This window comes from Gemmatimonadota bacterium, assembly GCA_016712265.1.
Lineage (GTDB): Bacteria > Gemmatimonadota > Gemmatimonadetes > Gemmatimonadales > Gemmatimonadaceae > RBC101.
Genome location: JADJRJ010000008.1, coordinates 1 through 18,146 on the forward strand (window position 1 = coordinate 1; position 18,146 = coordinate 18,146).

General features: G+C 67.3%; 12 protein-coding genes and 2 pseudogenes. 7 read left to right on the forward strand and 7 right to left on the reverse strand.

Annotation, left to right across the window (positions count from 1 at the left end; translation table 11 throughout):
- Positions 1 to 1,022: 1,022 nt before the first annotated feature.
- Positions 1,023 to 1,403: a hypothetical protein gene (locus IPK85_00880; GenBank protein MBK8245951.1), complete on the reverse strand. Its 381-nt coding sequence runs from the start codon at positions 1,401 to 1,403 to the stop codon at positions 1,023 to 1,025.
- Between the two features lie 3,787 nt (positions 1,404 to 5,190).
- Here IPK85_00880 and IPK85_00885 point away from each other — a divergent pair.
- From IPK85_00885 to IPK85_00905, 5 genes and pseudogenes are all read left to right on the forward strand, one after another.
- On the forward strand, positions 5,191 to 5,556 hold the full coding sequence (locus IPK85_00885) for a serine hydrolase (GenBank protein MBK8245952.1): 366 nt from the start codon (positions 5,191 to 5,193) through the stop codon (positions 5,554 to 5,556).
- 21 nt (positions 5,557 to 5,577) lie between these two features.
- Positions 5,578 to 6,465 carry a serine hydrolase gene (locus tag IPK85_00890; protein ID MBK8245953.1) on the forward strand — a complete coding sequence of 296 codons (888 nt, stop codon included), beginning with the start codon at positions 5,578 to 5,580 and terminating at the stop codon, positions 6,463 to 6,465.
- Between the two features lie 29 nt (positions 6,466 to 6,494).
- The gene (locus IPK85_00895; protein ID MBK8245954.1) at positions 6,495 to 6,743 is read left to right on the forward strand and encodes a hypothetical protein; all 249 of its coding nucleotides are present in this window, start codon (positions 6,495 to 6,497) and stop codon (positions 6,741 to 6,743) included.
- Positions 6,740 to 6,922: a hypothetical protein gene (locus tag IPK85_00900; protein ID MBK8245955.1), complete on the forward strand. Its 183-nt coding sequence runs from the start codon at positions 6,740 to 6,742 to the stop codon at positions 6,920 to 6,922. Before IPK85_00895 ends, IPK85_00900 begins: the two co-directional genes overlap by 4 nt.
- A gap of 805 nt (positions 6,923 to 7,727) precedes the next feature.
- Positions 7,728 to 8,909 (forward strand): annotated as a pseudogene (locus tag IPK85_00905) (dipeptidase).
- A 180-nt stretch (positions 8,910 to 9,089) separates the two neighbouring features.
- Here IPK85_00905 and IPK85_00910 read toward each other — a convergent pair.
- The 6 genes from IPK85_00910 to IPK85_00935 form a co-directional block, all read right to left on the reverse strand.
- On the reverse strand, positions 9,090 to 9,377 hold the full coding sequence (locus tag IPK85_00910; protein MBK8245956.1) for an amidohydrolase family protein: 288 nt from the start codon (positions 9,375 to 9,377) through the stop codon (positions 9,090 to 9,092).
- Positions 9,378 to 9,385: 8 nt separating this feature from the next.
- Complete coding sequence (locus tag IPK85_00915) at positions 9,386 to 9,994, reverse strand: hypothetical protein (protein MBK8245957.1); 609 nt, start codon at positions 9,992 to 9,994, stop codon at positions 9,386 to 9,388.
- Positions 9,995 to 10,215: 221 nt separating this feature from the next.
- Complete coding sequence (locus IPK85_00920; protein ID MBK8245958.1) at positions 10,216 to 10,410, reverse strand: hypothetical protein; 195 nt, start codon at positions 10,408 to 10,410, stop codon at positions 10,216 to 10,218.
- A 34-nt stretch (positions 10,411 to 10,444) separates the two neighbouring features.
- On the reverse strand, positions 10,445 to 11,311 hold the full coding sequence (locus IPK85_00925) for a hypothetical protein (GenBank protein MBK8245959.1): 867 nt from the start codon (positions 11,309 to 11,311) through the stop codon (positions 10,445 to 10,447).
- 313 nt (positions 11,312 to 11,624) lie between these two features.
- Entirely contained in the window at positions 11,625 to 12,797 is a 1,173-nt protein-coding gene (gene wecB, locus IPK85_00930) for a UDP-N-acetylglucosamine 2-epimerase (non-hydrolyzing) (protein MBK8245960.1), read from the reverse strand.
- A gap of 207 nt (positions 12,798 to 13,004) precedes the next feature.
- Complete coding sequence (locus IPK85_00935; GenBank protein ID MBK8245961.1) at positions 13,005 to 13,778, reverse strand: VOC family protein; 774 nt, start codon at positions 13,776 to 13,778, stop codon at positions 13,005 to 13,007.
- Positions 13,779 to 14,035: 257 nt separating this feature from the next.
- On the opposite strand from IPK85_00935, the gene IPK85_00940 reads away from it, so the two are divergent.
- Together IPK85_00940 and cphA are read left to right on the forward strand one after the other, a co-directional pair.
- A complete protein-coding gene (locus tag IPK85_00940; GenBank protein ID MBK8245962.1) occupies positions 14,036 to 14,860 on the forward strand; it encodes a cyanophycinase in 825 nt (274 codons plus the stop codon).
- 99 nt (positions 14,861 to 14,959) lie between these two features.
- Positions 14,960 to 17,693, forward strand: a pseudogene (gene cphA, locus IPK85_00945) (cyanophycin synthetase).
- Positions 17,694 to 18,146 lie beyond the last annotated feature (453 nt).

Below are 18,146 nucleotides of genomic sequence, written 5' to 3' on the forward strand. Positions count from 1 at the left end.
CCCGCGGCCCAGCCCATCGATGATGAGTCCACGTGCGCCAGAAGGCTGCACGATCGATGTAGAACACGCGCGCGGGGTCAGGCAGGCCGAGCCAGAAGGTCCCATCGCCAGCGCGAGGCCAATCCCAAGCGAGGAACAGCAGCCCGGCAAGTGACGCCGACGAACCAGCGTCACAATCACGACCCGTCGGCGCAGCAACAGCGGGAGACCCGCGGCCATTGACCAGCGCTGCTGCGAAAGCCCCGGCAGGACGCGCACGCATCGCCACCAGAGCACGACGGTCGCCACCAGCGCGACAGGTCCGGCCGGCAGGACGTACCCCATCCAGCTGCACTGCGTCCCGGACGCATCGGTCGCCTGCAGACCGGCACTCCGCAATGCTCGTGTCCGACACCGGTGAGATCAGGTCCCCTGGGTGGCCCCACGAGATCGCCCCCATCAACACGACCGGGTCGGCGCCTAACGACCCTCCAGCCCGGATACAGCAAGGGCCCGGCCCCGAGATCGTCCAGAAACTGGTGCCGGTAGCGTTGGGGCTCGCATCACACGCGAGAAATACCCCACCAGTGCCAGCCTGCTGCGCCGGGATTGGAGTGTGCAGGCCAGCCATGCGCAACGACGGGATCAGGCCACCTTCAGTCAGCAGCGTGCCGAGGACGCCACTGAACGAATGCAGGCGAAGTGATCATCAGACGGCGATCGGTTTGCCACATCGACCAGGACGGCCTCGGCCAGCCTGCCGGTCAGTCTCGCGCGAAGAGCGCAGCGAGGTCCGAGGCGCACGAAACAGCACGGGCCAGAAAGCGCGTTCGTCCGGCGCACCATTCACGGCAGGCCAGACGACTCCCGTCAGGAAAGAGGGCGGGAGAAATCGGGGCCAGCGCGCCTGCCAGAGACCAAGTCGGTACTCGAGCCGACCTGTCAGACCAGTTCAGCTACGTTCCCGGGAGAAAAGTTCGCGGAGATAAGGCCCCGTCACCGCGACGGAAAGGGGTCGCGATGCCGCCGTCACCACCGTAGGTTCAATGGGTCTCCTCCCGGCGCCACGTGACCGACGCGAGCTTTTTCCGCGACTCTACGACCTCCGGGTCGAGGTTCTTGCCACGGATCGCCCCATGGTCTGCAACCATCCGGCCAACATATGGTTCGAGCTGCACGGGAGAACTCTGCGCTTGCCAGAAAACAGCCAGTCCTTTCCGCTGTACCCGCTGTACGCGCTCCTCCCCATCCTGCCAATGGCGGCGGATGACCGATCCCGCCGACTGGATGACCGCCGACGCACGGACATCGCCCCCCCGGATCCCTATTGTGGCGGCCGCTTTCCCATCACCCGCACGGGGATGCGCCCGGGTTTCCGCCATGGCGACGTCACCATCGTCCCCATGCCCCTGACGCCTGATCATGCGGACCACCATCGCACTCCTCGAAGCCGAGTACTGCACGCTACAAAGAGAAGCACAGGAGCCACCTTCGCCCAGCAGTGAAGCCCAGCTCGGGATGCACGCCAGAAACCTCCAACCCGGTCGCCACGATCGTCGCTTTATAATACTGACGGCCTCACGTCCCGCTTCTGCAGCTTTCTCACGACCGACGGCGAAAAGCCGCGCGGCGGCAGCGCGAGAGGAAGTTCACCAACCGCAACGTATCGCGAGACATTCCTCCTCAGAAGTGGAACGGGGATGGCAGGTGTTGTTCGACACATAGGCACTGGTCGACGACGACCTCTCCCGCTTGATGGTGATCCGCGGACGCAGGGGCTGCACCGTAGGTGAGACTGCACCGCTCCCTCGCGCCACGCCGCACGTCCCACGTGAGCAGGTCCAGTTCTAAGGAAGGTGATGAAGGGAACGACCTGGAACTACCTGTCCATTCCCTTACCTGGCGGTACGGCGGCGTACAACGCCAACCCGACGCGCGAAGCCGCCCACGTCCCGCGCATGGTCCCCCCTCACCATTCACCCTCCATCACCATACGACCTACGCGTTTCACCCTCCTCGCCCTGTTCCCGCCGCCGCCGCCTGCACGCAGCCGAAAAGCCGGCAGACACCGCAGGCGACTTCGCTCCGGCCACGCCACCCTGTTATGGCGGTATCATGAAGGAGACGTCAGCCGGGTGGAGCAAACTTCAGATTATTATTAGCCACCGCCATCCCGGCCTAACAAGTACGACTACCGCCCTCGGCTGGCGTTGCGCTCGGTGAGGGAAGTGGTGATGCACGTCTTGACCGACAACTCCGCTTCATCCCGGCTGCGGCGGCGGGAACGCGCGCCGGCAACCGGGAATCGTCCCCGACAACTACGCGTCGGTGGTCATACCTGAAAGCGCGCCATCTCTGCCGGACTCCGCAGTGAAGGAAGTGCAGGCGTCGTTTGCTGTCATGGAAAAAGCTGGGCGATGCAGGCGGCCACGCCAGGGCGATAACCGCGAAGCCGCATCTTCAGCGCCGAATCGACGGGGCGGCGAGTGTGGATCATAGCGACCGCACGCACCTGCCAGGCCTTATAGGGCAGATGATTTTCGCTGTACGCGAACAACGTCACCCCGCCGTGGAGCAAGTGGGACGCTCGCGGTAGCCTCCCAGCGTGGATGACCGTGCCGTGAAGCCTGCCCTCGATTTAATCAAGGTTGGGTGGCGGCTAGCCAACAGGCACGACTTCGTAGATCGCGCCGCCCCCTCGCCCGGACAGACGCGCCTTCGCCAACGCCGGCGTGGCTCCGCATTCGACTGCTGCCGACATCTGTGCGGTCGAAGGCGCTGATCGGCAAATTTCTCCGCACGGTACCGCCAGAACCGTAGGGATCCATACCAAATGCGTGCCGGATATAGGACTTAGCTCGATACGCCGGCCATCCAGACCATGGCACTTGCACGATCCAGCGCTCGCGCGACCTTATGGGGTCCCTGTGATCGGGCTCATTTGTGCGGTTTCACCGGTGGGACTACGCGGAGATTATGTCGCCGCGGCGCAGGCGCTTCGCGGCCGACCTGCGCCCACGTGGGCTGTTCGAACGACTCGGCCTGACCAGCTCGGGCGTGCTACAGCTCAAGGCCCCGCCCGCCGGCGTGCCCACGCTCGCCACCCGCCAGGTGCGGTACTCGCTGCTCGACCGGCGGCCAGCGGCGACGGTGACGGCGCTGTCTCTAAGATCCACGGGATCGGCCTGCTGTGTTATCGGCGCGCTCGCCGGTGGCTTTACCATGAGCGATGGATGGGTACACCGGAGCCCGCCAGACCGTAAGTCGGTCCGCAGTGAAGTACAAACTCATCATCGATGCAAAAAAAAAAAAAAAAAAAAAAAAGTCAGCGGATGGACGCGATTCCAGATACTGCTCAAGAAGCTGGACGCGGTCCCGCGTTCACGGTGTGAGCATCGGCGCAGTCGCCATTCGCTGGTTCGCCAGGGCAGCCCAGGAGTTCAGGCGCATGATCGTGGGTGCGCGCCACGCGAGCCACCTCGCCCACGACGCTGGCCCCGCGCTCTCCGCTGGCGTTTGCCGACCGCGACCGCGCAGAGATCGACACCACGTCTCGCCGAGCTGACGGTTCCGCCGGGGACGGCGCCTACGAGCTCGAGCGTGACCGCGGCGGTCGCCACGGGCGCACATCATGCGCTTCACAACTTCCGTAGACAGAGCTGATTGTTTGGGTGGCTGGGCCATGCCACGGGGACCCGCGCACTGTCACATCGCTCCACCCGGAACCGTTGCAGGCGCGTGCGGCACCTACCTAACCAATTCCACAGGCAGACGGCGAACCTTGCCGGTCGGCAACAAGCGCGGCGGGTTTCACCGGCGATGGTCGCCACATCGCATTCGTTTTGGTGTCGGACGGCTCCTCTCCGAACCGGACGGCACTGACGCGATCCGGGCGGCCGACCGGCGGTTCCTGCCAGCCACGTCAGGAAGGACTCTACGGATGCGGGGGTCTGGTCAGAGACTTGCTTACCAGTACCTGTGAGACGCACACCAACTATGGTATGCATAGGTCCTGATGCTGCGAAACCTGAGGCTTGAGGAAGTTCCGGCGGCTTTTGCGGAAGGCGGCCCTGAACCGTTATCCGTCCACCAACACCAAGCGCGTCATTGGCGTGGCCTGATCCCCGGCATCGGCACGGACTGCGACGACAACGCTCCGATAAGCGACCCGACCGCCGCCATCACTCATAAGCGCCGCAGCCCCCAGCGCCGCCAGCCGAAAAGCAACCCGCGTCGCCGCTCCTACTGAGCCGACGCCGGGGTGGTTACCCGTTGGAGAGCAACCTCGACGGTAGGAGGCCGTCATCCGGCGCGCCGGGTTGCCGTTTCGGACGCGTCGCCCCCGCGCGACGCCGTGTGTGGCCCCTATTAGCCGGGCGGCCGGTGGGGACCGGTCAGGCACCCAAATCCGCAGGTCGGCGCAGGCCCCCCTCACGATCCACCTCAATACGCACCGGCCCGGGCCGGCTGAGCCGTCACCGCCGACGGCTTAACGCTCGATGAGCGGTCCCCAACCGACGTGTTCCTTGCACATCTATGCAGGGGCTGGAGGGTTGTCTTTACCGGCGCAGTTCCCCACGGGTTCCCCCGCAGGTTCACAACTCAATCCTCCCCACCATGGCCGCACGTAGCCGCCATAAGCTCCGCCAGCGCCCGGCAAGTCCGCCCGCAGAAGACCACGCGGCAGGGCTTCCCCCGAGCCAAGCACCCCTCCGCGCAGCTCGGCTGACGTGGTCGGGCACTCCGCGCGGGCAAGTACGACAATCGCCCCTACGCCGAGCTGGCCGAAAAGTGGGGAGTCTCCCCGCGGCGATCTCCCCTCGCCCGCACAGGAAAAATATAGACCTCGCTCCCCCCGGTCCCAAGAAGCCCTGCGAAGCCTACCGACCTGAAGCGCTCCCGGCGCCGGCCGGCTGGTACCCGCGCGGCCGCGGAAGTCGAGGTAGCTTTCGGGATGCACGCATCCCGGCCTTCCTTCCTGATCGCAGCGGGCGCAACCGCGCCCGCCACCTCGGCGCGCTGAGTTCTGCCGCCGGGCGCCGTCCTCGACAGCACTGGCGCCCGGTTGCAGGCCTGGTCGACTCCTCGCCCGCGCCAACCCCCTCCATCTCGGCATCTCTCCCTCGCGGTCATCGGCCGCGGGGGATGTATTGCGCGGGGGCGGCCGGTGTCGCCGCTTTCGGACCACGGGCGCACGGCTCACCCCGGCGTTTGCCCATCGGATCGCCAACACGCGGGACGTATGTGGCCGCCGCGGCGATGCGGCTCGTTGAGGACGGGCGCCTGTCGCTCGACGACCGGATCACACAGCGGCTCTCAACCGGGCACCTCGCCGCCCTGCGGCGCGACGGATACGACGTCGATCGCATGACCGTTCGGCACCTGATCACCCACCGGGCGGGGATCTACGACTACGCGATGGACGACCGCTTTATCGCAGCGACCCTCGCACGACCAACGTACCGATGGACCCGCAGCGAACAGGTGGACTCGGCGATGGCCTGGGGGCCCCGTATGGCGCGCCGGGTCAGGTCTACCACTACACGGACACCGGCTACCTCCTGCTCGCCGAGGTGATCGAGCGGATCACCGGGCAGGATTAGCGCCCTCGCTGCGCTCGCTGCTGAACTTCGAGCGCCTTCAGCTGGGGCGACCTGGCTGGAGAGTTGTAGCCGCAGCCCGCCACCGCCGGCCGCGCGCCCACCAGTACATCGGCCCGCAGGACACCATGGCTTTGACGCCAGTGTTGACCTGTACGGCGGCGGCGGGCTGGTTGCGACGCCGATGGATATGGCGCGGTTCACGCGGGCCCTGCTGACCGGGCACGTGTTTCGCTCCCCGGCCACGTTGACGCTGATGAAAACCACCATGGGGTCGTCGGGCGCGCCGCGGGTGTACGCGGCGGGGTTGTCCGGCGTGCGAGTGGGGAATGCGGAGGGATGGGGACACTCCGGCTTCTGGAACACCTGGTCGTACCACTTTCCGGCGCAGGATGTCACCCTGGCGGCGTCGGTCACCGAGCAAACGGACCGCACGGTGTCCCGGGCCCTCTCGAGCAGGCGACGCATGTTGTCTTTCGCTAGGGCACGGATCCTCCTTGCCGTCGCCGCGTGGCTTCCGCTGCAGGCGCTCGCACAAGGCACGCTGTTCGTCGTTGGCGGTGGGCCGCAACCGGAGGCCCTCGTGCGGGAGTTTGTTGAGCTGGCCGGCGGCCGTGGGCGGGCCCACATCGTGGTGATGGCGATGGCCAGCGCCGACGGCGAGAAGAGTGGCGAGGACAAGGCGAAGCAGTTGCGCGGGCTTGGGGCGACCGCGACCAACCTGTGGATCAACCGCCGGCAGGCCGACAGCGATTCGGTGGCCCGCCTGCTCGACGGGGCGACGGGGATCTGGTTGGCGGTGGACTGCAGACCCGTCTGGCCGATGTCATTGTGGGGACACGAGTCGGCGCCGCCATCCGGGCCCGCTACGCGGCTGGTGCCGTGATTGGCGGGACGTCGGCCGGCGCCGCCGTCATGTCCACCCCGATGATCACTGGGGATGAGCGCCGGCGGGGCGGCGACCGGTACCCGGATGATTCCTCGGCCATCTTCATCACGATCGATCGCCAGAACGTCGAGACGGCCACCGGCCTCGACCTGTTGACCCAGGTGGTCATCGACCAGCACTTCGTGCGCCGCAGCGGCATAACCGCCTGCTCTCCCTCGTCCTCGAGGGACCGGTCCGACTCGGTGCAGGCATCGACGAGTCGACCGCGCTGGTGATCGAGCCCTCGGGCGGTTGGCGGGTGAGCGGGGCAAGCACCGTCGTGATCTATGATGCGCGCCAGGCCACCGCCGGGCCCGCCACCTCACCGTTAGGCGGCAGCGGGATCATGACCCACGTGTTGCCGGCCGGATCGCGCTTTGATCCTGCGAGCGGCCGAGCCACCCTGCCCCGCTGACCGACGGTTCGTCCCAGCAGTGGTTTCCTGACGCCGGGCAACACCCCTACCTTGACGCCATGCGACCTCGCCGATTCCTGCTCGCCCTGCTCGGGGCACCGCCTGGCTGCGTGCAGGAACTCGACGCCAAAGGTCGAGCTGGACCCGGTCTCCCTTGAGTTGAGTGTCTCCACCCAGACCCTCACCCTGGGACGCGCCGATACCATTCGCGTCGCGGTCGTCAACAATCTGGAACAGCCGGTTCGCCTGACGTTCGGGAACCTGTGCCAGGTGTTTGTGACGGTGCGCAATCGCGAGGGCGATATCGTCGCCCCGCGCGATGGCCGGCCCGCGTGCCTCCCGGTGCAGTCGCAGCTTGCGATCCCGATCGGGGCCGGCAGGTCTTCACGACGGTGTGGACGGGCGGCCTCGACTTCGCCCCGCCCGATACCCCGACCAAGGTCCCCCGGGGACCCACTTCGTCTCCGCCGAACTGATCGCGCGCGGCTACTCGACGCTCGCGCCGGCGTTTCGGGTTGATGTGACGCAATAGGGCGAAACTGCCACTGCGAAGCACGCGCAGGGGGGGGGGGCCGGGCCGGGGGGTACGGGCAGCTCGAGCGGCACGGGCGGTACGCGCGGTACGCTTCCCGTGCTGCCCTGACCTCTCGTGCTCCTCGTGCTGCATCCGTTGATCTTGCCCCTTGCGGCTCCTCCTCCACCCGCTAGCGTCTCACGAAGCGCACCTCAGGAGCCCTGCATGCTGCACCGACTTGTCACTCTGATCGCATTCGCCCCCGCCCTCCTGCTCGCCCAGGACCCCCACATGGCCAAGGCGCGACGCGTGTTGGCCACCACGCCGCTCGTGGACGGGCACAACGACCTCCCCTGGGTCATTCGCAACAACAAGGCCGCCCCAAGGACGTCGAGGCCTACGACCTCACCAAGCGCACCACGGGGCACACCGACCTCGCCCGACTGCGCAGTGGGATGGTTGGCGGCCAGTTCTGGTCGGTCTACATCCCCGGTGAGATTAAGGATTCCGGCTTCGCGAAGGTGCAGCTCGAGCAGATCGACATCATGCGACAGGTCCTGCGCAAGTACCCGCAGGCCATGACGCCGGCCCTCACCGCCGCCGACGTGCGATCGGCATTCGCGAAAAAGCGCATTGGCTCCTTGCTCGGCATGGAAGGCGGCCACGCCATCGAGAACTCACCGGCGCCCTCCGCGCCTACTACGACATGGGGTGCGCTACAGGACCTCACCCACAACGTCACCCTGACTGGGCCGACGCCGGCAACGGCGAGCAGAAACACGGCGGGCTGACGAAGTTCGGTGAAGAGGTCGTGCGCGAGATGAACCGCCTGGGGATGCTCGTCGACCTCGCCCATACCTCGCCCTCGACGATGAGCGATGCGCTCAACGTGGCCGAAGCGCCCGTCATCTGGTCGCACGCCTGCACGCGCGCGATCACCGACGTCCCGCGCAATGTGCCGGACTCCATCCTGCGTCGGCTCCCGCAGAACGGCGGCGTGTTGATGGTGACCTTCGTCCCGGGGTTCCTGTCGCAGAAGGTGGCGGACTACAGCATCGTGCGACGTGGCAAGATGATCCAGCTGCAGAGCCAATACGGCGCGGACACGGCCGGCCTCAACCGCGAGCTGCGGGAGTGGGAGCGCACGAACCCGCCCGTGCGGGCCACCATCAGGACGTGGCCGACCACATCGACCACGTGCGCAAGATCGCCGGGGTGAATCACGTGGGGATCGGGTCCGACTTTGATGGGATCGACGATGTCGTCGAGGGCCTGGAAGACGTGTCGAAGTACCCGGCCCTGTTCGCTGAACTGTCGCGTCGCGGCTGGACCGAAGGCGACCTGCGCAAGCTCGCCGGAGAAAACGTGCTCCGCGCGATGCGCCAGGCCGAGCTGGCGAGCGCGCGGCTGCGTCGTATGCGGGGGCCATCCACGCGAACGATTGAGCAGATGGATGGGCGGCCGCGGATGTAGGGGGAACTGAAACTGCAACTGCCACTGCGAAGCACGGGCGGTACGAGCAGCACGCGCGGCACGGGCGGTACGCTTCTCGTGCTGCTCTGACCTCTCGTGCGGCTCGTGCTGCATCAGTTGAGAGCCCCAACAGCCACTGCGAAGCACGGGCGGTACGGGCAGCCCGAGCAGCACGCGTCCCTACCGACGCACTCGCGCTCCGGCCACTAGTCCGTTGAGCTGCGGCCGGTCGAAGTACCTCCCGCCCGCCACCACGCCCGCGATGCGTCGCGTGTTCGCGATGTTGACCAGGGGATTGGCCTCGAGCAGGACGAGGTCGGCCACCTTCCCCGGCGCGACCGTCCCCAGGCTGTCGGTGGCGGCGAGGTAGCGCGCCGGCTCCCACGTCCCTGAGCGCAGCGCCTGCGCCGGGGTGAGACCTGCTTTCACGAGCAAGGCCAGTTCATCGTGCACGGCGAGACCCGGCATCGATCGGGTCAGGGGGGCGCGTCGGTCCCGACCAACATCGGGACTCCCGCGCGGGCCAGGGCGCCTGTCATCGCGACGCGTCGATCAAAAAGCGGTTGCCCCAGCGCCACCTGATCCGCCGGCACGTCGCGCGGCAGTTCCATCACCACCTGGATAAACGCCATCAGGGAATCGTTGAAGAACTTGTGCACGGAGTCGCCCGGGACCACCGACGGCGAGAAGTCAATCAACGGCTCCTGCACCACCAGGGTGGGGGTCACCCAGGTGGGGTTCTTCGCGATCCCCGCGTAGACCGGCCCTTGCGGCGCACTCGTGCAGCTGCCGAACAACAAGCGATGCAGGAAGTGCGCGCGCGCAAACCGTACGGAGTCGGCGGCTGAACATTCGTTGGGAAAGCCGGCCAGGTGCTCCAGGCTGCGCTGGCCGGAGTCGGAGGCCTGGAGCGGCGTCGTAGGGGGAAATACATGTCCCGCGAAGACGATGCCCCGTTCGCGCGCGCGACGCGCGGCGCCGAACAGGGCGGCGGGAGGGAGGGCGTTGTGCACCTTGATGAAGTCGACGCCGAGCGTTGCCAGGGAATCGACGGCGCGCGCTCCCTCCGCGGCCGTCAGTGCCACGAGGTGCGGGAGGAACCGCGCGGCCCACCACATAGGGGCCAGAGACGACCATCCGCGGCCCGACCTGTGCCCCGCGACCAATCTCCTGCTGCCAGCCCCGCAGCACCTCGAGGCGACTGTTCATGTCGCGCACCCCCGTCACGCCGTGGGCCACGTACAGGGGCAGCATCGCCCGCCCGCCGGGAAGGTCCATGGGACGTGCATGTCCCACAACCCGGGGATCACAAAGCGCCCCGTGCCGTCGATGCGACGCGCCCCTGGGGAACCCGTGCCTGCCGTGCCGGCGTCACCGCTTCGATGCGTGACCCGCGCACGACCACCGTTTGTCCGGCGCGCACGGTACCTGTGGAGGGATCCACCACCGAGGTGTTGGTGATGGCGAGCAGCTGCAGGGCGACGGGGAGCAGGGTCAACATGTTGGGGGACGTGAGAAGGCGACGATAGTCGCTACTATCGTCGCCTCCACCTCCCCGGTTTCGGAAGAGCCTTACCGCCCGAACCGCACGTCAAAGCGACCACGGTCGGTCCGGCCGTTCCCTGGAGCCGTTCGACCCGCGTGCCTGATCGCTCCAAGGTCAGGCGACCATTCGCTCGCATCTCATTGATCGCGTCGAGGTCGATGCGCACGTCGCGCCCGTCTGCGCGCCACGTGCCGCGCAGCTGCACGGACTGACGTCGTCCCTCGAGGCCGATCCACGCGCGCCCGTTGGCCTCCAGGCGTACGCGCATGCGATCGAACGCGAGGTCGGGACCCACGTCCTGACGCAGTCGACCATTGCCGCGATCGTTGGACTCGAACGACCCGAACCATCCGTTGCGATCGTCACGATCGTCGCGGTCCCGCCGGCCATCACGCCCACGGCGATCGTCGGCGCGGTCGCGCTCGTCGCGATTGCGCGGGTCGCTCCACCCAAAGCCGCGGTCCTCAGCGATCTCGGCGCGGAACGTACCATCTGTGGTCCGCCCCTCGAGGACGAGGCGCTCCGGCGTGTCATGGCTGCGCGCGTACTGCAGCGTGCCACGTCCCGAGGCGCGGCGACCAAACGCCTGGTCCAGGTCGATGCGCTCAACGTTGCCGCGCCCACCCCGGTCCCAACGACCACGCACCAGGTAGCGCTCGTTGCGAACAAACAGGGTGACGGCAAACTCACCATTGTCGCGCACCGTCATCCGCACCTCGCGCATGGGGAGGCGCCCGAACCGGGCATTGTTGCCATCGAACCACCCATCGCCACGCAGCGTGTAGTTCCGCTCGCCCGCGAACGCGACCGTCGCGGGGACGATGCCCAACAGGGCCACATACATCGCTCGATACATGAGATCCTCCCGTGTTCCCGGGTTCCATGTGGCGTTCATCGCCACGTGGTACACCCCCTCCCTCGAACGAAGTGTGCCAGCGCGACTGCCCCACCACATACGCAGGTTTGTCCGTCGCAGGGGTCAGGGACCTGTCCCATGGGCGATACGATTGACCGCGAATGTGGACGAAGAGCCTTTCGCAATTCGCGGGCTGGTTGTACCTTCTGGGCCAGTGAACGCAGGTGGTTCACTGCAGTTCTGATGCGGCACCAGGATCTCCGGGGATTCTGGTGCCGTATCATTTCCCCCCCTGAAAGATCCGCCCGCGCGACTATCGCTCGACGGCGCGGCGCGGCGGGAGGATGGCTGGTCCTTCTGCGACCGGGACGCCGCCTGCATGGCGCGGCATGCGGCTCATCAGGGCCTGCACGATGCGCATCGCCGCAAAGCCATCGCCAAAGGGCTGCTCCCCATCGCGCATGCGCGCGAGTTCGCGATCGTCATCCAGCAATCGCGTCGCCGCCTCGACGACCCGCAACGTCTCGGTGCCAATGACGCGGGCGAACCCGGCGTCCACGGCCTCGGGGCGGTCGGTGTGCTTGCGCAGCACGAGGACGGGATGGGCGATCGCCACATTCTCCTCAACGACCGTCCCGGAATCGGTGAGGGTGAACTGGGCGCGGCGCAGCAACTCGACCATGTCCCCGTACTGCAGGGGGTCCACCAGGTCGATGCGGGGAATCCCCTCCAGCTCCTCGCGCACCACGTCCCGCACGCGGGGATTGAGGTGGACGGGAAAGACGACGTGCAGGTCCCCATGCATCGTCACCAGCTCAGCGAGTGCAGCGCACACATTGGCCAGCGGCTCGCCGAGGTTCTCGCGACGATGCATCGTGACGGCAATGACGCGCCGCTTGTGCCAGGGAATGAGGTTGAGGCGCGACTCATCGAACAGCTGCCGGCGCGGCGTGAGCCGCAGCGCATCGATGATCGTGTTCCCGGTGACGATGATCTGCCCGTCCGCCACTCCCTCGCGGCGCAGGTTTTCCTTTGCGTGGGCCGTGGGAGCGAAATGCAGGTCCGCGATCACCGCGGCCATGCGCCGATTGAGTTCTTCGGGAAACGGGTTACGCAGGTGCTGCGAGCGAACCCCCGCCTCCACGTGCGCGACCGGGATCCCGAGGTAGTGCGCCGCGAGCGAGGCGGCCAATACGGTCGAATTGTCGCCCTGCACCACGACCACATCGGGACGTCGTTCCGAGAAGACCGCGCTCATCGCCTGAAGCGCGCGTGCGGTGAAGTCCGCCAGCAGCCCGCGCGGCGCCACGAGCCCCAGATCCACCTGCGGGGTGATCTCGAACGACTCCAGCGCCTGGGTCAACATCTCACGATGCGGTGCCGTCGTCACCACGGTGGTGTGGACCGTCCGCCGATGCCGATCCAACTCGCGAATCACCGGTGCCAGCTTGATCGCCTCCGCGCGTGTGCCAACGATCACACACACGCGGTAACGCGCGCCCGCAGCGATCGCGGCGAGGTGCGTCGGCGTTTCGAAGGCGTCAGGCCGTCCCGGTGATGGGTCGAAATGGCCGGCGAATGGATCGGACAGCGGAATGCCCCTGCGTCTTGGGTCGTACTGCAGGGACGAGCGTGTGCGGCTGGGGTAAGGCGGTGCGCGCGTGATCTCGCGCACCGTTGTATTGGGGCGCCCTCAGGCCGCCGCGGCCCAGTGCAGCGCGAACATCGCACCCTGCGGATCGGTGCACATCGCGATGCGTCCGCCGGGGATGTCGGTCTCGACGAACACGTTGCCACCGTTCGCCTTCACGCGCCCCACGGCCGCGCCCAGGTCGGACACGGTGACGTAGTGCGTCCATGACGGCGGCATGGCCATCGGTCCCGAGTCGCTCACCTGGTACATCCCTCCCATCATCTCGCCGTCGCGATTGAAGAACTGGTAGATGCCATTCGGCCCCATGTCCATCGCATCACCCTTGGTCCATCCAAACAGATCGCCATAGAACGCGAGTGCCTTCGGGATATCTCGCGTCCCCAGCTCGAACCACGAGAAGTCACCAACCCCGGGCGCTGCGGCAGGCATTTCCTCGGTAGGCGTGAAGGGAGCGAACATGGCCCCATCGGGGTCAGCCATCACGGCAAACCGGCCTACCACGGGGATGTCCATCGGACCAAAGAGCAGCGAGCCGCCGCGCGCCGTGGCGGTGGCGACCGTGGCATCGACATCGGGGGTCGAGATGTAGCCGAGCCAGTGGGCCGGGTCCTTGCTGCCCGGGGGCATCTCCATCACGCCGCTGTGGGCGGCGCCACTCCCCTTCCACATGTGATAGGGCGGTTGGGAGGGATCGGGCTGCCAGCTCTCACTGCCCCACTCGCACACGGCCGCGTAAAACGCCTTCGCCGCCTCGGCGTTGGGGGTATTGAGCTGGTGCCAAACGAATCGGCCGCGCGAGGTAGGGGCAGTCATGAGCGAGGGGGTAGAATGGGCGGCTAGTGTGCCTCCGCCCGGGAGCACGCGCCAGTGCGGGTGTGACGGGGCGAACGTCGGAGGGACCGACGGTCTCCCGGTTGGGCTCTCGCCCTCGGGGGTGTTGCCCAGGCGCACGCCCGGCTCGAGTCGCCCGAGGGCCGAACCAGGGGCGCGCGGATTGCGGGAAATTGAACCTTGCCCCTGCTCCCGGTCCCGTACATGGTTCGGCGTCGACACCGCTACGTCCCCATAGCATGCCCTCTCCCGTCGCCCCTGAAGGATCCCGCGGCTACATCATCCCCATCGGGGGACGCATTGGGGATTCCGACATCCTCGGTCGTTTTGTCGCCCTCTGCGGTGGCCGGGACGCGCGGATCGCCATCGTCCCCACCGCCTCGGCCGACAGCAACACCGGCAGGGAGTACGAGGCCACCTTCAAGAAGTTGGGTGCACGCGAGGCCAAGGCCCTCAACATCGAGCGCCGCTCCGACTGCGACGACAGCGACTACCTCGCCGTGATCGACGCCGCCGACGGCGTCTTCCTCACCGGCGGCTCCCAGCTCAAGCTCAGCACCACGCTCGGCGGGACGCCGATCGCCACCCACATCCGCCGCCGCAACGCCGCGGGACAGCATGTGGCGGGCACCTCGGCCGGGGCTGCCTTCCTCTCCGAGCACATGATCGGGTTCGGCGAGGAAGGCCCCACCCCGCGCGTCGGCATGGTGACCCTGGCCCCCGGGCTGGGGCTGACCAATCGCGTCGTCATCGACCAGCACTTCCGTCAACGCGACCGATTGGGCCGCCTGTTGATGGCACTCGCGCTCAACCCGTTCGCCATCGGGTTGGGGCTGGACGAGGACACCGCCGCGTTCATTGGCCCGGATAACGTCGTGGACATCCATGGGTCCGGTGCGATCACCTGCATCGATCCGTCCAAGGTCGAGTTCTCCGCGGCCGATCACACAGACCGCGGGCAGCCCGTGTCGCTGTTGGGGGTGCGGCTGCACATCCTGACGCACGGCGCCGCCTTCAACCTGCACACGCGCGAAGCGATGGCCCCCGGAGCGCGCGCGGGGTAGGCGGCACACCGTATTCCCCAGCGCGGCGCGCAATCACGTCTTCCGCGACGGGACTTTGGGCGCAGTTTCCCCCCCGCCCCCTGCCCCAAGCCGCTCCCCATGCGCATCCTCGATCGCCGCGTCTTCGTCGGACCCTCTGTCTACGCGCACTTCCCGGTCATCCGCCTGGAAGTCGACTTGGGCGAACTGGAACAGTGGCCCACCGCGCGCCTCGGACCCGCGTTCATTGATGCGCTGATCGAACGACTGCCTGGCCTCACCGAACACGGCTGCTCCTACGGCGTTCCCGGCGGATTCATCCGCCGGATGCGCGAGGACGAGGGCACCTGGCTCGGCCACGTCCTGGAACATGTGGCCATTGAGCTGCAGAACATGACGGGCGAGGACGTCACCTTCGGCAAGACGCGCGAGATCGATGGGCGCCCGGGCGTGTACGACGTGGTCTTCGAGTATGAGCAGGCCGAGGTGGGGAACGAGGCCGCGGACCTCGCGTTATCGCTGCTGCATTCGTTGATGCCGGCCGCGTTGCGACCGGGCGACCATCCGGCCGACTGGTCATGGGAGACAGCACGTGACGAGTTCATCCGGTACGCGCAGCGACGTGCGCTGGGTCCATCGACGGCGTCGCTGGTGCGCGAGGCGCAACGGCGCGGCATCCCGTGGCTGCGGCTCAACCAGTTCTCGCTCGTCCAGCTCGGCTACGGCCGCCACCAGAAGCGCCTGCAGGCCACCGTCACCTCCAGCACGCCACACATCGCCGTTGAGCTGGCGAGCGACAAGGAAGAGACCAACAAGATCCTCGGGATGCTGGGACTCCCCGTGCCGCAGCAGCGCCTGGTCCAGTCCGTGGACGGGGCCGTGCAGGCCGCACGGCGCATCGGCTTCCCGGTGGTGGTGAAGCCCTACAACGCCAATCACGGCCGCGGCGTCTCGATTCGCCTGATGGACGACGACAGTGTACGGGTCGCGTTCGACAAGGCGAAGGAGCACTCGCGTTCGGTCCTCGTGGAGAGCTTCATCACGGGCGACGACCACCGTATGCTCGTGATCAACGGTGAGCTGGTGGCCGCGTCACGCCGCGAGCCCGGGCACGTGGTGGGCGACGGCGCGCACACGATCGAGCAACTCGTCGCCATCGTGAACCAGGACCCACGCCGCGGCATTGGCCACGAGAAGGTGCTCACGCGCATCGAGCTCGACCACGAGGCCAATCGCCTCATGGAGACGAAGGGCTACAACAAGGACACCGTCCCGCCGGCGGGCGAGAAGGTCTACCTGCGCCTCACCGCGAACCTCTCCACGGGCGGCACCGCATCGGACGTGACCGACGTCGTGCATCCCGACAACGTTGAGATGGCGGTGCGGGCCATCAAGGCGATCGGCCTCGACGTCGGCGGCGTGGACTTCCTCACCACCGACATCACGCAGTCGTACAAGGACATCGGCGGCGCCATTTGTGAAGTCAACGCGGCTCCCGGGTACCGCATGCACATGGCCCCCAGCGACGGCAAGCCGCGCGATGTCGCGGGTCGCACGATCGACATGCTCTTCCCGGCCGGCAGCCCGAGCTGGATCCCGATCGCCGCCGTCACCGGCACCAACGGCAAGACCACCACGGCACGCATGCTCGCCCACATCCACAAGATGTGCGGCAAGACGGTGGGGCTGACCTCCACGGATGGTGTGTACATCAACGGCCAGCGCACCGTGGCGGGCGACATGACGGGCCCCGTCTCCGCGCGCATGGTCCTCTCCGACCCATCGGTCGACGTCGCCGTGCTCGAAGTGGCGCGCGGCGGGCTGCTGCGCGCCGGGCTCGGCGTGCGACATGTGGACGTGGGTGCGGTCCTCAACGTGCAGAGCGACCACCTCGGCATGCGTGGGGTCAATACGCTGGACGACCTGGCCGAGGTGAAACGCATCATCGCCGAGGTTGCGCGCGACACCGTGGTCCTCAACGCCGACGATCCGCGCGTCCTGCGGATGGCCGCGTACACCGATGCGAAGAACCTGTGCTACGTGACCCTCAACCCGGAGCACCAGCTGGTGCGCGAGCATATCCGCGCCGGTGGCCGGGCGATTGCGCTCGAGGGGGATCAACGGGCAGATGATGACGATCTACGACAAGGGGCCCACATCCCGTTGTTGTGGACGCACCTCGTCCCCGCGACGATGGAAGGCAAGGCGACCTTCAACGTGCAGAACGCGATGTTCGCCGCCGCGATGGCCTACAGCATGGGGCTCAAGCTGGAGGACATTCGCAACCGGGCTGCGGACGTTTCACACGACGTTTTCAGGCCCCGGTCGGCTCAATGTGTTCGATGAGCACCCGTTCAAGGTCATCATGGACTACGGGCACAATGCCGCCGCCGTGGACGCCGTGTGCCAGCTGGTGGCACGGCTCGAGTGCAGGGCCGGCGCATTTGTGTGGTGGCCGGTCCCGGCGACCGGCGCGATGAGGACCTGGACGAGATCGGTCAGGCCGCCGCGCGCGCGAACTTTGATCATTACATCTGCCGCCGCGACGACGACCTCCGCGGCCGCGGCGAGATGGACGTACCGCACCGCATCCGCGATGCGATGCTCGCCGCCGGAGTCCCCGCCAACCGGGTCCAGGTAATCCCCGACGAGCAGGAAGCGATGCAGGCCGGGCTGGAGATGGCGCAGCGCGGGACATCCTGCTGCTCTTCGCCGATGCCTGGCGCGCGGGTGGAAGCAGGTCGTGCACTTCCGGAGCGAAGGCGCGACGGAATCGCTGCACGGACCGGTTCACATCGGGTCCCGGTGGCCGGTGATGATGCGGCGATCCGGGCGATGCCGCTACGTTGGGTGAGGAGGTGTCGCTGGTGCGCGATGAGCGTGGCGTGCGGTTAGCGAAGACAGCGACGACTAGGCCCGCGGCCCGCCCCGCCACCATCAACCAGCACCACGCAGCCGCTTGCTCTCCGCACTCATCGACTCCCGCCTCATGGGCCCGAACCTCTACCACCTGCCTCCCCGGCGCGGTACTCGAGGTCGCAGTGGAATCGGCGCACGCGGCGGAGCTGGCACGACGGCGGTCCGTGACCGCTCGACGCCTGCTGGATGCGCTGGGATGGCATGGTGAGTCGGTCGTGACGCGCAGTGGCCCGGCGGCCTCGGCTTGTTTGTCACCGCGCCGGTCGACGGCCTCCTGCGCCGCCACCGAGGTCACTGAACAGGCCCCTCGCCCTGGTCGAGCTCGGTGAGGCGTTGCCAGACGACGACCTCGTCGCGCCTGCGTGCACATCCAGCACGAACGACGTCC